Annotated in this window: 15 protein-coding genes; 1 reads left to right on the plus strand and 14 read right to left on the minus strand. The window is 71.7% G+C overall.

Annotation, left to right across the window (positions count from 1 at the left end):
• Positions 1 to 323 precede the first annotated feature (323 nt).
• From trpC to hisI, 8 genes are all read right to left on the minus strand, one after another.
• The gene (trpC, locus tag D458_RS0113325; RefSeq protein ID WP_017587250.1) at positions 324 to 1,130 is read right to left on the minus strand and encodes an indole-3-glycerol phosphate synthase TrpC; all 807 of its coding nucleotides are present in this window, start codon (positions 1,128 to 1,130) and stop codon (positions 324 to 326) included.
• 173 nt (positions 1,131 to 1,303) lie between these two features.
• On the minus strand, positions 1,304 to 1,816 hold the full coding sequence (locus D458_RS0113330) for a DUF2752 domain-containing protein (RefSeq protein ID WP_017587251.1): 513 nt from the start codon (positions 1,814 to 1,816) through the stop codon (positions 1,304 to 1,306).
• Between the two features lie 117 nt (positions 1,817 to 1,933).
• Positions 1,934 to 2,410 (minus strand): CD225/dispanin family protein, encoded by a 477-nt coding sequence (locus tag D458_RS0113335; RefSeq protein ID WP_017587252.1) that lies wholly within the window; start codon positions 2,408 to 2,410, stop codon positions 1,934 to 1,936.
• Positions 2,411 to 2,472: 62 nt separating this feature from the next.
• Positions 2,473 to 2,976 (minus strand): DUF2752 domain-containing protein, encoded by a 504-nt coding sequence (locus D458_RS0113340; protein ID WP_017587253.1) that lies wholly within the window; start codon positions 2,974 to 2,976, stop codon positions 2,473 to 2,475.
• Positions 2,977 to 3,120: 144 nt separating this feature from the next.
• Entirely contained in the window at positions 3,121 to 3,543 is a 423-nt protein-coding gene (locus D458_RS0113345; RefSeq protein ID WP_017587254.1) for a CD225/dispanin family protein, read from the minus strand.
• A gap of 266 nt (positions 3,544 to 3,809) precedes the next feature.
• On the minus strand, positions 3,810 to 4,097 hold the full coding sequence (locus D458_RS0113350) for an HGxxPAAW family protein (RefSeq protein ID WP_017587255.1): 288 nt from the start codon (positions 4,095 to 4,097) through the stop codon (positions 3,810 to 3,812).
• Entirely contained in the window at positions 4,097 to 4,765 is a 669-nt protein-coding gene (locus D458_RS0113355; RefSeq protein WP_051049686.1) for a Trp biosynthesis-associated membrane protein, read from the minus strand. Before D458_RS0113355 ends, D458_RS0113350 begins: the two co-directional genes overlap by 1 nt.
• An 86-nt stretch (positions 4,766 to 4,851) precedes the next feature.
• Positions 4,852 to 5,196 (minus strand): phosphoribosyl-AMP cyclohydrolase, encoded by a 345-nt coding sequence (gene hisI, locus D458_RS0113360; RefSeq protein WP_017587257.1) that lies wholly within the window; start codon positions 5,194 to 5,196, stop codon positions 4,852 to 4,854.
• 123 nt (positions 5,197 to 5,319) lie between these two features.
• On the opposite strand from hisI, the gene D458_RS0113365 reads away from it, so the two are divergent.
• Entirely contained in the window at positions 5,320 to 6,321 is a 1,002-nt protein-coding gene (locus tag D458_RS0113365; RefSeq protein ID WP_017587258.1) for a hypothetical protein, read from the plus strand.
• 16 nt (positions 6,322 to 6,337) lie between these two features.
• On the opposite strand, the gene D458_RS0113370 is transcribed toward D458_RS0113365, so the two are convergent.
• The 6 genes from D458_RS0113370 to hisH form a co-directional block, all read right to left on the minus strand.
• Positions 6,338 to 8,188, minus strand: a complete 1,851-nt coding sequence (locus D458_RS0113370) for an ABC transporter ATP-binding protein (RefSeq protein ID WP_017587259.1) — start codon at positions 8,186 to 8,188, stop codon at positions 6,338 to 6,340.
• On the minus strand, positions 8,185 to 10,206 hold the full coding sequence (locus D458_RS0113375; protein ID WP_017587260.1) for an ABC transporter ATP-binding protein: 2,022 nt from the start codon (positions 10,204 to 10,206) through the stop codon (positions 8,185 to 8,187). Before D458_RS0113375 ends, D458_RS0113370 begins: the two co-directional genes overlap by 4 nt.
• 293 nt (positions 10,207 to 10,499) lie before the next feature.
• Complete coding sequence (locus D458_RS0113380) at positions 10,500 to 11,309, minus strand: peptidoglycan-binding protein (RefSeq protein ID WP_017587261.1); 810 nt, start codon at positions 11,307 to 11,309, stop codon at positions 10,500 to 10,502.
• A gap of 198 nt (positions 11,310 to 11,507) precedes the next feature.
• Positions 11,508 to 12,281: an imidazole glycerol phosphate synthase subunit HisF gene (hisF, locus tag D458_RS0113385; RefSeq protein ID WP_017587262.1), complete on the minus strand. Its 774-nt coding sequence runs from the start codon at positions 12,279 to 12,281 to the stop codon at positions 11,508 to 11,510.
• Positions 12,278 to 13,036, minus strand: a complete 759-nt coding sequence (gene priA / locus D458_RS0113390) for a bifunctional 1-(5-phosphoribosyl)-5-((5-phosphoribosylamino)methylideneamino)imidazole-4-carboxamide isomerase/phosphoribosylanthranilate isomerase PriA (RefSeq protein WP_017587263.1) — start codon at positions 13,034 to 13,036, stop codon at positions 12,278 to 12,280. Before priA ends, hisF begins: the two co-directional genes overlap by 4 nt.
• Positions 13,037 to 13,294: 258 nt before the next feature.
• Positions 13,295 to 13,948 carry an imidazole glycerol phosphate synthase subunit HisH gene (gene hisH, locus D458_RS0113395; RefSeq protein WP_040702385.1) on the minus strand — a complete coding sequence of 218 codons (654 nt, stop codon included), beginning with the start codon at positions 13,946 to 13,948 and terminating at the stop codon, positions 13,295 to 13,297.
• Positions 13,949 to 13,962: the final 14 nt, after the last annotated feature.

Genomic DNA, 13,962 nt, shown 5'->3' on the forward strand with positions numbered 1-13,962 from the left:
ACGGGAACCCGTGGGCTGTGCCTACGGGCTCCCTCGGCCCTGCTTTTTGGATCATTCCGCGCTCGCGGCCACCAGGCGGCCTCTCGCTGCGCCGATGTCGCTCGGACAGCCGAACCCGGGCTGACCTTCGCTCATCGTCTGGCGAGAGATTGCCTGGACGGCCGCTCGCATCGATGTCGGCTCCGCCGACACGAGCGAAAGCATCCAGAAAAACAGGGCCTAGAGCCATCGCCATCGACGCCGGAGCGGGTACGCGGCGGTCGATCCCGCGCGCCCTGTGCGCTCCGTGTGCGCCTTCGTCGTTCCCATCGTGTGTTTCCCCGTCAGTTCCGGTCGCGCAGTGCGGGGTGGGCACCGGCGGTCACCAGGTCGGCGACGGCCTCGCGCGGGTTGCGTCCGCGGACGAGGCTCTCGCCCACCAGGACGGCTCCGGCTCCGGCTCCGGCGTAGGCCAGCAGGTCGTGCGGGCCGCGGATCCCGGACTCCGCGATTCTGACGCGGTCGGCCGGGATGAGGGGGGCGAGCCGGGCGAAGGTGTCCCGGTCGACCTCCAGGGTCTTGAGGTTGCGCGCGTTGACGCCGATGACGGTCGCTCCGGCGTCCAGGGCGCGGGCGACCTCCTCCTCGTCGTGGACCTCGACCAGCGGGGTCAGGTCCAGCGAGCGGGCCCGTTCGACCAGGGAGACCAGGGCCTCCTGGGGCAGGGCCGCGACGATGAGCAGGATCGCGGAGGCGCCGAAGACGCGGGCCTCCCACAGCTGGTAGGAGCTGACGACGAAGTCCTTGCGCAGCAGCGGGGTCTCCACTGCTTCGTGGACGGCGCGCAGGTCGTCGAGGCTGCCGTTGAACCGGCGCTGCTCGGTGAGCACGCTGATCAGGGTGGCGCCGCCGGCCTCGTAGTCACGGGCCAGGGCCGCGGGGTCGGTGATGGAGGCGAGCGGCCCCTTGGAGGGGCTGGCCCGCTTGACCTCGGCAATGACGTGGACTCCGGGGCGGCGCAGGGCGGCTTCGGCGTCCTTGGGGACGGGCACCGACTCGGCTTGGGCCTTGAGGCGGTCCAAGGGGAGTTCCGCCTGTCGCTGCGCCAGGTCAGCGCGTACTCCGTCGAGGATCTCGTCGAGCACGCTCACCAGTTCTAGCTCCCTCGTCCATGGTTTCGGTTCACGGCGGCCGGCCCGGATCGGACCCTGTGGCGCCGAGCGTACTCGGCCGCTCGGCTGTCACACCGTGTGCTGGTCATCGTATCCACCCTTGGGGACCGGGGGGCCGCCGCCCCCATGTCACCACGCCGGGCGAATCCGTGTCACCAGGTGGGCAGGAGCGGGGTTCCCGGTGCGAGGAAGGAGAACCAGGGCAGGTTGCGGACGATCCAGAAGACGACGAAGGAGGCGAGGATCGCCAGGACGAACCAGGTGGGGGTGGGCCTGGGCGGGCGCCTTCTCGGCCGCAGGGTGCCGACCAGCCAGGTGACGTAGCTGTAGGCGAGGTAGGGCAGCATCAGCATGAGGAGCGGGTTCATGCCCAGGGCGCCGACGACGTCCAGGCGGGTGAGGAGCGCTACGGCGCGCATGGTGCCGCAGCCGGGGCAGAAAGTTCCGGTGAGCATCAGCCAGGGGCAGGTGGGGTACGGGTTGTCCGCCTCGCCCGGGTCCACGAAGTGGAGGAGGGTGGCTCCCGCCAGGGCGACGGCCGCCAGTCCGAGCGGCCAGGTGACGGGGTGGACGCGCGCGCTGAGCGCCTCGATCCGGTCGGCCAGGGTGGGTGCCGGGGGCTCTCCCGTTGCGGCGGGGGCGGCGGGTTCGTCGTCGTGCTGCACGCTGTCAGCCTACTGTCGGCGGTCCCTCCGCGGGGCGGGACGCGGGCGGCCCCGACCCGCGCCGGGGTCGGGGCCGTGGGTCCCGGTTCCAGGGCCCTCAGCCCTGGAGGTCCGGTGCTACATGGTGACCGCCATGAGGCCCGCACCGAGGAAGATGAGGATGTAGAAGACGACGAAGGCCGCCATGATCACGAAGCCGACCAGGCCGATGATGCCGAGGATCTTGGCGGTGCCGGCCGCGGACTCGGCGCCGGCGTAGTCGCCCATCTGCCACTTGCTGGAGACCTGGAGGGCGAAGATCAGGCCGATGATCCCGACGACGCTGATGCACCCGAAGATGCCCAGGATGTTGAACGCCAGGTAGTTCTTGGGCGGCTCGGACGCGGGCGGCTGCGTGCCGTAGGCGCCGTGCCCGTAGGGGACGGGCGGCTGGCCGTAGGGGGCCTGGGGGTGGCCGTAGGCGCCGGGTTCGTAGGGAGCCGACTGCTGGCCGTAGCCTCCGGCGGGCGGGCTGTATCCGCCCGTGGCGTGGTCGTGGCCTCCGCCGGGCGGAGGGCCTTCGGGGTTGCCTGGGGGTGGAGGTCCGTAGCTCACGCGTGCGTTTCCTTCTGGAAGGGGACGGGGGTCTGACTCGGCGGGGCCCGCGGCGGGGCGGGTCACCCGCCCGGGAGGAGCGGGGTGCCGGGGGCGAGGAAGGAGAACCAGGGCAGGTTGCGCAGCACCCAGAAGAGGAAGAAGCCGCCCACGATGGTCCGGGCGAGCCAGGGGCGGACCACGAGGACACGTCTTCGCGCCGGTGCGGTGCGCAGGGTGCGGTTCAGCCAGGACAGGTAGGCGTAGGCGAGGAAGGGCAGGCAGGCGAGGAGCAGCAGGTTCATGCTCGCCGCTCCCGCCACGTCCAGGTGGGTCAGGGCGGCCAGGGCGCGGGTGGTGCCGCAGCCGGGGCAGAAGGTGCCGGTGACCATCAGCCAGGGGCAGGTGGGGTACGGGCTGCCCGACTCGTTGGGGTCCACGAAGTGGAGCAGCACGGCACCGGCCAGCCCGAGGGCGCCCAGGGACACGGGCCAGACGGCCGGGTGTACGCGCGCGCCGAGGGCCCCGACCCGGTCGGCCAGGGTGGGGCGCGGGGGCGCCGTCGCGGGGGTGTCTTCGTGCTGCACGGTTGCGAGCCTACTCGGCGTGGGCCGGGCCTGGAGAACAGCGGCCCTGGAGAACAGCGGGGCCGGTGCGGTGGCCGTCGGCAGTGCCACGGTCACCGCACCGGCCTCGGGGTGCGTCTGTGCGCCGGTTAGGCGCGGGCCCGGCTACGGGTAGTAGGTCGGGCCGGAGTTCACGGCCACGACCGTCACGATGATGAGGAAGATGATGTAGAGGATCCAGAGAGCCGCGCCCACCAGACCGATGATGCCGCAGATCTTGGCCGTCTTGGCGGAGGACTCGGCCCCCGCGTAGTCGCCCATCTGCCACTTGCTGGAGACCTGGAGGGCGAAGATCAGGCCGATGATGCCCGCGATCGTGCATCCGAAGATGCCGATGACGTTCATCCACAGGTAGTTCTTGGGCGGCTCGGTCGAGGGCGGCTGGCCGCCGAAGCCGGGCTGACCGCCGCTGGGAGGCCCGTAGCCGCCGGGACCGCCGGGGGGCGGACCGTAGCCACCGGTGGGCGGACCGTAGCCGCCTCCGTGAGGCGGGCCGGGGTTGCCGGGGGGCGGGGGACCATAGCTCATGAGTGGAGAGTCTTTCCAGAAGAGGACAAGGGGTTTGGCCCGGCACGACCGAAGCACACGCGTGCCCGACGGGGGCAGGGAGGGATCGAACCGGGCCTACGGGCGGCCGGATGAGAATGACCCCGGTTCGGCGAGACAGCGCCGAACCGGCTCAAGACGGCAACTGAACCGGTGTGGAGAATGTACCCGTCCTATGGGACCTTCGTCCATTTCTCGTTACTGACCCGTTGTGAGCTGCGTTTTTCGCATCCGAACCGGGCTTTCGGCTACTTACCGCCCGCAGCGCCGGCCTTACGGTCCGCTTCCCACTGCTCGCGGGTCGGGGGAATCGGGCGCGGCTCCTTGCGGCCCAGGCCGATCTTCTTCATCACACCGGCGACGACGGCGAGCGCGATGCTGGCGATCAGTGCGATGACGGTCCAGGTCACGAGGTCACCACCGAAGATGATGGCGACGGCGGCCACGGTCCAGGCGATGATCCAGGAAAGGGTGAGGAACCAGGCGGACAGGGTGTTGCCGTGGTCGTCGTGTTCCTCGTGGTGAGCGTCGGCCATCAGGGACTCTCCTTGGGTTGGGCTGACCGCTCGGCCAGCTGTGCGGGTTCGGTGTCGTCACCGGGTTCGGTACGGGTCCGCCGATTCGGTTCCGGCGGCCCGCCGTCATCCGGGGCGCCAAGTGTGGGGTCGTCACCGGCGTCCAGCGATTTCCACAGGTCGGCAGGTGTCTCCGCCTGGCGCGGACGCGGTGCGGCGTCCCGATCGTACCGGTTTCCCATGCCGGGCCAGGCAGGGGCACGCAGTACCGCGACCAGGCCCGTCAGGACCAGCAGGACCGCTCCGGCCGCGCCCATGACGGGGCCCAGAGCGTGGAGTCCGGGGGTGCCCACGCCCTCCGCGGCTCCGGCGGTGTCGGTGGCCAGCTCCACGACGGCGTCGGTCAGGGCGCCGGGACGGGTGGCCGACCACAGTGCGGTGAGCGCGAACACACCGCAGGCCGCGACCAGGAGGCCGACGGCACGGCGCGCCCAGGACCGGGCCGCGTACAGGCCGACGATCCCGGCGAGACCGGCCAGGCCGAGGCCGCTGAGGGCTCCGGTGAGGTCGGAGCCGGTGAGGTCGACGGTGACGGAGGCCACCGGACCCGGCGAGCTCAGCTGACCGCTCACCCAGACCCGGCCGGAGGCGGCCAGCATGAGTGCGGCTCCCCCGCCCATGGCGAGCATGCTCACGCCGTACTCCCGGCGGACCCGCGAGGCGGCCTTGGCGGCGGCCCCGCCCGGGGCCGGGGGGACGGAGGGCTCGGCGGGGCTCACAGCAGCCGCCCCGCGTCGAAGCACGTGTGGTCGCCGGTGTGGCAGGCGGCGCCGGTCTGGTCGACTCGGACCAGGAGGGTGTCGCCGTCGCAGTCGAGTGCGACGGACACCACACGCTGGGTGTGGCCGGACGTGGCGCCCTTGACCCAGTACTCGCCGCGGCTGCGGGACCAGTAGGTGGCGTCGCGGGTGGTGAGGGTGCGGTGCAGGGCCTCGTCGTCCATCCAGGCCATCATGAGCACCTCCCCGGTGTCGTGCTGCTGTACGACGGCGGGGACGAGGCCGTCCGCGTTGCGCTTCAGACGTGCGGCGATGGCCGGGTCGAGGTTGGTGACGCTCATGCTCTCCAGGTTATGGCCGCCGCCGGGGCTCCGGTCACCGGGTGGAGGGTTTGCGGGAGGGCTAGAGTTCGTGCGTCCGTGACGTCGCCGTTCCGACGGTTCTGCCTGCTTGGGAGCTTTCTCGTGACCGCCGAGTACCTGGCCGCCGACCTGGCGGGGAAACCCGCCGCGTTGACCGAGCTCGCCCAGCGCTTCCCGCGCTGGGACCCCTACGCCGCGCTGCCCGCGCTGCTGGAGGACGAACCCGCGTCGGTGCGGTTCCTCGGCCTGGGCGCGGCGCGGCACGCCTGTGCGGTGGCCGCGGCCCGGCTCCGGCGCGCGGGCATCGCGGCCCACGCCGACTTCTCCTCCTCCGCAGAGGAGCCGCCCTCGGGCCCGGAGACGCTGGTGGTGGCCGTGAGCCTGGGCGACGGACAGCGGGAGCTGCACGCGGTCCTGGACCGTTACGTGGGGCGCTCTCCGGTGATCGTGCTGGCGCCCGACCAGGACGCGGTGGTGGGGCGGTACGCGGACCTGCTGGTCCCGCTGCGGGCCGGTGAGGAACGCGCGGGCCTGAGGTGTCGCGCCTACCAGCACGCCCTGGCACTGCTCCTGCTGCTGGGGCACCGGTTGGGTGCGCCGCCCTCGGGGAGCAGCGCCAACTTCCCCGGGCTGGTCCGCAGGGCCGCCAACGCCTCGCGGGCGCTGCTGGAGAGCGCCCCGGACTGGGTGCCCGAGGCGGCGAAGGTGCTGGACTCCCCGAACGGGGTGCACCTGGTGGCTCCGGCCGAGCGCACGGCCTCGGCCGAGCAGGGGGTTCAGGTGCTGCGCCGTGGACCGATCCGTGTCGCGCACGCCGCGGAGACCGGTGAGTGGTCGCACACGGACCGGTACCTGGCCGCGGTCACGGACTACCGGGCCCTGTTGTTCGCCGGCTCGAGCTACGACCAGCGGTTCGCCGAGCACCTGGTGCAGCTGCGGGGCGCGTTCGTGGCGGTGGGCCCCACCCCCGGACGCGAACGCGTGCCGGGGGCGGCGCTGACCGTGCGCTACCCGGGTGACGGTGACCCGGACGTGAGCCTGCTGACCGAACCGCTGGTGGCGGAGCTCCTGGCCGCCCACTGGTGGAAGGAAACGAGCCGCTGACGACCCGGACGGCTCGTCAGGCGGAGGAGCGCACCCAGGAGGCGTACAGGTTCGCGTACACGCCGGGCTCGTCCACGAGCTCGCTGTGGGAGCCGCTCTGCACGATCCGGCCGTTGTCGAAGACCAGGACCCGGTCGGCGGCCTCGGCGGTGGACAGGCGGTGGGCGATCGCGACCGAGGTGCGGCCGCGGGTCAGCCGGTCCAGGGCCCGTTGGATACGGACCTCGGTGTGCGGGTCCACCGCCGAGGTGGCCTCGTCCAGGACCAGCAGGTCCGGGTCGGCGATGTAGGCGCGCACGAGGGCGACGAGCTGGCGCTCCCCCGCCGACAGGGACTCGCCCCGCTGGCCCACCGGGGTGTCGAGGCCGTGGGCGAGACTGCCCAGCCAGTCGGACAGGCCGAGTTCGGTGATGGCCGTCTCCAGCTGGGCGTCGGTGCTCTCCGGGCGGGCGAAGCGGATGTTGTCGCCCAGGGAGCTGTCGAACAGGAAACCCTCCTGGGGCACCATGACGACCCGGCCCCTCAGTGAGGAGAAGGCCACCTCGCGCAGGTCGACCCCGTCCAGGCGGACGGTTCCGGCGGCGGGGTCCATCAGGCGGGTGAGGAGCTTGACGAAGGTGGTCTTGCCCGACCCGGTCTCGCCGACGACGGCGACCCGGGTGCCGGGGGTGATCTCCACGTCGACGTCGTCCAGGACGACCGGGCCCTCCGGGTAGGAGTAGGTGACGTTGTCGAACCCGACCCGGACCGGTCCGCGCGGCAGCACCCGCCCGGCCTCCCCGGGGTCGGAGATGTCGGGGGCGGTGTCCAGGACCCCGAGCACGCGCCGCCAGCCCGCGATGGCGTTCTGGGCCTCGTTGAAGATCTCCGTGGCCAGCATCATCGGCTGGATGAAGAGGGTCATGAGGAACAGGAAGGCGATGAGCTGGCCGGCGGTGAGGTCGCCGCCGATGCCCAGCCAGACGCCGACCAGGACGACGGCGACGTTGCCGACGGCCGCGACGATCTCGGCGAAGGGCGAGACGGCCATGGACAGGCGCTGGGCGCGGACCTGGGCCTTGCGGGTGGCGAGGACCGTGGTGTCGATGCGCTGGGCGGTGCGCTCCTCCGTGCCGTGGGCGCGGATGACGGCGGCGCCCATGACGGTCTCGCCGATCGCGCCGAGCATCTCGCCGGTGCGCTCGCGGACCTTGAGGTAGGCCTTGGAGAGGAGCTTCTGCAGCCAGCGGACGCCGAAGAGCAGCGGCAGGACGCAGACCCACACGACGATGGCGAGCTGCCAGGAGTAGACCGCCATGAGGGTGGTGGCGACCAGGAGCTGGCCGGTGCTGACCAGCAGGAGCAGGCCGCCCCACTGCATGAAGGTGCTGATCTGGTCGACGTCGCCGGTGACGCGGGAGACCAGGGCGCCCTTGCGCTCGCTGTTCTGGGTGAGCACGGACAGGTCGTGGACGTGCCGGAAGGCCTTGCGGCGCAGGGTGGCCAGGCCGGACTCGGTGGCCCGGTACAGGCGCAGGTTCATCAGGTACGAGCAGACCATCGTCACCGCGAGCAGCCCGGCGCAGACGAACACCATGCGGGCGACGAAGCCCAGGTCGGGTCCGCCCTCACCGGTGAGGCCGTTGTCGATGATCTGCTGGACGGCGATGGGGACGATGACCTTGCCCGCGGTGGCGACCACGGCGAAGGCCAGGGTGAGCCAGAGCCCCTTGGCGAACTCCGGGGACAGGCGCAGGCCGCGCTTGACGGTGTCGAGCGCGGAGTCCTCGTTGCGGTGCAGGGAGAGGACCGGATCACGTTCGGGGCGCCCCCCGCCGACCGCCTGTTCCGACCTGTCGTCGGTGCGGTCCTGGGTCGGTGCGCTCATCGGCTGCTCTCCTCGGTGGCGTCGGTTCCGTGTCCTCCTGCGGGGCGGTGCGGTTCCGCGGGTCCGGGCTCCTCCGGGATGGGTTCGCGCTCGGCCTCGGTCTCGGCCGAGGCGCGTTCGTAGGCGGTGACGAGGCGGTTGTAGCCGGGTGAGGAGGCCAGGAGTTCGGTGTGGGTGCCGCGGGCCAGGACCCGGCCGCCCTCCAGGTAGAGAACCTCGTCCGCGAGTTCGATGGTGGCGCGACGGTAGGCGACCACGACCACGGTCGCGGCGTCGTCGCGTTCGCGGAGCCCGGCGAGGATCTGGGCCTCGATCTGCGGGTCCACGGCCGAGGTGGCGTCGTCCATGATCAGCAACCGGGGGCGGCGGACGACGGCGCGGGCCAGGGCCAGGCGCTGGCGCTGGCCGCCGGAGAGGGTGGTGCCCTTCTCGCCGAGCCTGGCGTCGAGCCCGCCGTCGAGTTCGGCGATGAAGCCGTCGGCGCGGGCCAGGCGCAGGGCGGCCCAGACCTGCTCGTCGTCGATGCCGGCGGTGCCCAGGGTGATGTTGTCGCGGACGGAGTCCTCGAAGACGAAGGTGCCCTGGGGTACGAGCGCCGCGTGGCGCGGGATCTGGTCGCGGGCGAGGTCGCGCAGGTCCACGCCGTCGTAGGTGACGGTGCCGGTGTCGGGGTCGACCAGGCGCATCAGGACGGTGGTGAGTGTGGACTTGCCGGATCCGGTGGGGCCGACGAGGGCGACGGTGCGTCCCGGCTCGATGTCGAGGTCGACCCCGTTCAGGACGGTGGTGCGGACCCCGGAGACGGTGTCGTCCATGAGGTCGCGGCCTCCGCCGTCGGCGTCGTAGGCGTCGGCGTAGGAGAAGGTGACGTCCCGCACGCTCAGGGCGAGGCCGCGGGGGGAGTCCTCGAGGGTCCGGTCGCCGTGTTCCATGGCGCCGCCGGAGTTGAGGACGGACTGGACGCGGTCCCAGCCGACGACGCTGCGGGGCAGGTCGCCCAGGAGCCAGCCGAAGGAGCGGATGGGCATGGCCAGGAGGGTGAAGAGGAAGGCGATCTGGACGAGTTCACCGGGTTCGATGGCGCCGGTGGACAGGCGCCACATGCCCACGAGGAGGACGGCGAGGACGCCGAAGTTGGGCAGGGCCTCCATGAAGGGGTCGAACATGGAGCGCATGCGGCCGACCTGGATGAGGGCGTCGCGCAGGCGGTGTGCGGCCTGGGTGAAGCGCTCGGTCTCGGTGTCCTCGCGGCCGAGGGTCTTGACGACGAGGGCGCCGTCGAAGGACTCGTGGGCGACCCCGCTGACCTCGGCGCGCAGGGCCTGGGCGCGGGAGGCCATCGGGGAGACGCGGCGCTGGAAGATGACGTTGGCGGCGGCCAGGGCGGGGAAGACGACGAAGGCGACCAGGGCCAGGACCGGGTCGGTGACGATCATGGCGATGGAGGCGATGACCAGCATGAACACGCTGCCGACGAACATCGGCAGCGGGGCGAGGGGCTGCCAGGCGGCCTCGACGTCGGCGTTGGCGTTGGACAGGAGCTGTCCGGTGGGGTGCCGGTGGTGCCAGGACAGGGGCAGTTCGAGGTACTTGCGGGCGACGGCCCGGCGGTAGCGGGCCTGCATGCGGAACTGCATGAGTCCGGCGAGGAGGCGTCGCACGGCCAGTCCGACGGCCTTGCCGAGGCCGACGGCCATGAGCAGGGCGGCCGCGGCGAGGAGGGCGGCCGTGGTGGTCTGGCCGGAGTCGAAGGCCGGGAGGATGGTGTTGTCGGTGAGGTGTCCGAGCACGGACGCGGAGCCGACGGTGACGGCGGCGTGCAGCATGGCTCCGGAGACGGCCGCCAGGAAGATCCACGGTTCGGTGCGGGCGGCGACCGTGAGGACGCGCACCCCTCGGGTGAAGACGCCCTTGTACTGGGCGTCCGTTGGTGGGGACGGGGGCTTCTCGGCGGCCGGACCGCCGGCTGAGGCCTCCCCCCGCGTTCCCTGGTCAGCCGTCGTGGTGCCCTGCGCCATACGCCCCCGCTTCCTCTCCTCGGCCGGTCGCTCCGGCCCCGGCAGACAGCGCCCCGTCCGGTCCCGGGCATGCCGAAGAACACGGGGCGCGTGTCGGGCCAACCTATCCAGCGGCACCGACAGCTTCCACCGGATTGTTTCAGCGCGGGACTCATCCGTGCTATTCCGTACAACTGGAACTTGCCTGGGAGGTCAGGGTGTGCACGGGTCGGGCCCGGGACGCCCTGGGCGGCGTACCGGGCCCGGAATACTGTTACGGCGGGGTCGGGGCTCGTGTCAGAAGTCGGCGGACCCTAGTACTGGTAGCCGTGCGTCCCTTCGAGCTCCTCGGCGCGCTCGGCGTCGGCGGCCTCCCCGCTGCCTTCGGCGTCCTCGGCCGGGGCCTGTTCGACGGGTGCCTCCTCGGCAGGAGCCTCCTCGACGGGCGCCTCCTCTGCGGGAGCCTCCTCGGCGGGGGCCTTCTCGACCGGGGCCTGAACGTCGGCGGCCGCGCTCTCGCCCTCCTGATAGGTGATGATGCCCTTGTAGCTCAGGCGGCCGAAGGCGCCGTCGGGCGCGAGTCCGAGCTCGCTCTGGGCCGCCTTGACCGCTTCGACCGTGGCCGCGTCGTAGAGGGTGTTCTCCTCGTCGAGTTCCGCCCCGAACTTCTCGTTGAGGATCGCCTTGATGCCGAGGACCGCGTGGCCGCGGTCGCCCCGCTGGTAGGAGTCGAACTGGCCCGGGAAGTTCATGTTCCGGATCTTGATCCAGGTCTCCGACTCGAGGACGCCGTTGACCGAGATGGTCTCCACGCCCTCCTCGAACTCGACGACCTTCGCCTCGACGTCCTCGGTGAACTCACGGCCCGGGTCCGGGGTGAGGTACCCGAGCTGGCTCATGAAGTGCTGGGCGAACTCGATGTCGACGCTCGGGCCGGGCTGGTCCACCGAGTAGACCGGCCAGGACTGGGCCTCGATCCGCTCGATCACCTCGCTCGGGGTGCGCTCGTAGTCGTCGGCGGACGCGGACGGTGCCATGAGGGCCACCCCTCCGAGGGCGATGGCACCGGCCGTGGCGAAGGAGGCGATCCGGCGAGAGAAGCCGGTGATGAGCTGCTGAGACATGATGGGCGAAGATCTCCCTGTCGTGGCGGGTGAGACCGCATCATGCTCACACGGATCATGATTCTGTTAACCCAGTGACACGCTTTGGATACTTACAGTAATCATTGGTGAGTTCACGCGCCGCTGGCCCCGACAGCGCCTGTGTTCCAGAGGCTGCCGGGGCCGGTTTCCGCGTCGTGTTCCTGTGCCGGGTGACCGCTAGCGGACGGCGTATCCGGCCTCGCTCAGGCTCTTCTTGACGTCGGCGATGGTGAACTCCCCGAAGTGGAAGACGGTCGCGGCCAGGACCGCGTCCGCGCCCGCCGCCACGGCCGGGACGAAGTGCTCCACCGCGCCCGCGCCGCCGGAGGCGATCAACGGGACGTCCACCCGGGCGCGCACGCCCCGGATGAGCTCCAGGTCGAACCCGGCCTTGGTGCCGTCGGCGTCCATGGAGTTCAGCAGGATCTCCCCGGCGCCCAGCTCCGCAGCGCGCTCGCACCACTCCAGGGCGTCGATGCCGGTGCTCCTGCGCCCGCCGTGCGTGGTGACCTCGAACCCGCTCGGAGTGGGCTCGCCGCCCTCGCGCACCCGGCGCACGTCCGCGGAGAGCACCAGGACCTGGCGGCCGAAGCGCTCGGCGATCTCCTCGATGAGCTCAGGTCGGGCGATGGCCGCGGTGTTCACCCCGACCTTGTCGGCGCCGGCGCGCAGCAGCCGGTCCACGTCGTCGGTGGAGCGGACCCCTCCCCCGACGGTCAGCGGGATGAACACCTGGTCGGCGGTGCGGCGCACCACGTCGTAGGTGGTCTCCCGGTCCCCGCTGGAGGCGGTGACGTCGAGGAAGGTGAGTTCGTCGGCGCCGCCGCCGTCGTAGGTGCCCGCGAGTTCGACGGGGTCGCCGGCGTCACGCAGGTTCTCGAAGTTGACGCCCTTGACGACGCGTCCGGCGTCGACGTCAAGGCAGGGGATGACGCGGATGGCCAGGCTCACCGGTCGGCCCTCCGCACCGTGGCCAGGGCGTCCTCGAGGGTGAAGGCGCCCTCGTACAGGGCGGTGCCCATGATGGCGCCCTCCACGCCCAGCGGGACCAGGGTGGAGATGGCCTCCAGGTCGGCGAGGCTGGACACGCCGCCACTGGCGACCACCGGCTTGTCGGTGCGCTCGCACACGGTGCGCAGCAGGTCCAGGTTGGGGCCCTTGAGGGTGCCGTCCTTGTTGACGTCGGTGACCACGTAGCGGGCGCAGCCCTCGGACTCCAGGCGCTCCAGGGTCTGGAGCAGGTCGCCTCCGTCCCGGGTCCAGCCGCGGGCGGCCAGGGTGGTGCCGCGCACGTCCAGGCCGATGGCGATCTTGTCGCCGTGCTCGACGATGATCTTGGCGCACCACTCCGGGTTCTCCAGGGCGGCGGTGCCGATGTTGACGCGGGTGCAGCCGGTGGCCAGGGCCGCCGCGAGCGACTCGTCGTCGCGGATGCCGCCGGACATCTCGACCTTCACGTCGAGGCGGCCGACGATGTCGCGCAGCAGGTCGCGGTTGTGTCCGCGACCGAAGGCCGCGTCGAGGTCCACCAGGTGGATCCACTCGGCACCGGCGTTCTGCCAGGCCGTGGCCGCTTCGAACGGGTCGCCGTACTGCCCGCCGGAGCCGGCCTTGCCCTGGACGAGCTGGACGGCCTGCCCGCCCGCCACGTCCACGGCGGGAAGCAGTTCGAGTGCGGGGGTCGACGGGGTGTGCTCGCCGGTCATGGTGCCTACTCGTTCTCGGTTCGGTACGGATTCGGGTGTGGGAACGCGGAGACTCGCGTCGTTCGGGCGCCGGGAGGGTTCTGGAGGTGCCGAAGGTGGGATCGCGAGGAACGAGCCATCACACCATAGGCGCCGAAGGTTCCTCCCCTTCTGGGCGCACGAACACAGAAGGAACCGTCGCGTGCCAGCGCGTCCGTTGAGGGCGGTGGCGGGCGACGGGTGGGCCAAAGCGAAGCGGAGGCCCAAAACAAACACCTCCTAAAGGGTGGCGACCCAGTTGGCCAGGACGCGGGCGCCGGTGTCCCCGGACTTCTCCGGGTGGAACTGGGTGGCGCTGAGCGGCCCGTTCTCCACGGCGGCCACGAACGGCTCACCGTGCTCGGACCAGGTCACCTGCGGGCCGCGGATGCGCTCACTGCCGCTGACGAACTCCCAGCGGCGGACCGCGTAGGAGTGCACGAAGTAGAAGCGGTCCTGCGGTCCCACACCCTCGAAGAGGCGCGAGTCCTCGGGCGGGGTGACGGTGTTCCAGCCCATGTGGGGCACGACGGGGGCCTGGAGGCGCTCGACGGTGCCGGGCCACTCGCCGCAGCCCTCGGTGGCGCGGTCCTGGGAGTGGACGTCGGCCTGCTCGATACCCCGGTCGAAGAGGACCTGCATGCCCACGCAGATCCCCAGGACCGGGCGTCCCCCGGCCACGCGGCGGCCGATGATCCGGTCGCCGCCCGCGGCCTTGAGGCTGGCCATGCAGGCGCTGAAGGCGCCCACGCCGGGGACGACGAGTCCGTCGGCGTCGAGCGCGGCGTGCGGGTCGGAGGTGACCGTGACGTCGGCGCCGGTGCGCTCCATGGCGCGTTGGGCCGAGCGGAGGTTGCCCGACCCGTAGTCGAAGACGACCACTCGTGACGGCATTCGGGTCCGTCCCT

Source organism: Nocardiopsis ganjiahuensis DSM 45031, from assembly GCF_000341085.1.
GTDB classification, from domain to species: domain Bacteria; phylum Actinomycetota; class Actinomycetes; order Streptosporangiales; family Streptosporangiaceae; genus Nocardiopsis; species Nocardiopsis ganjiahuensis.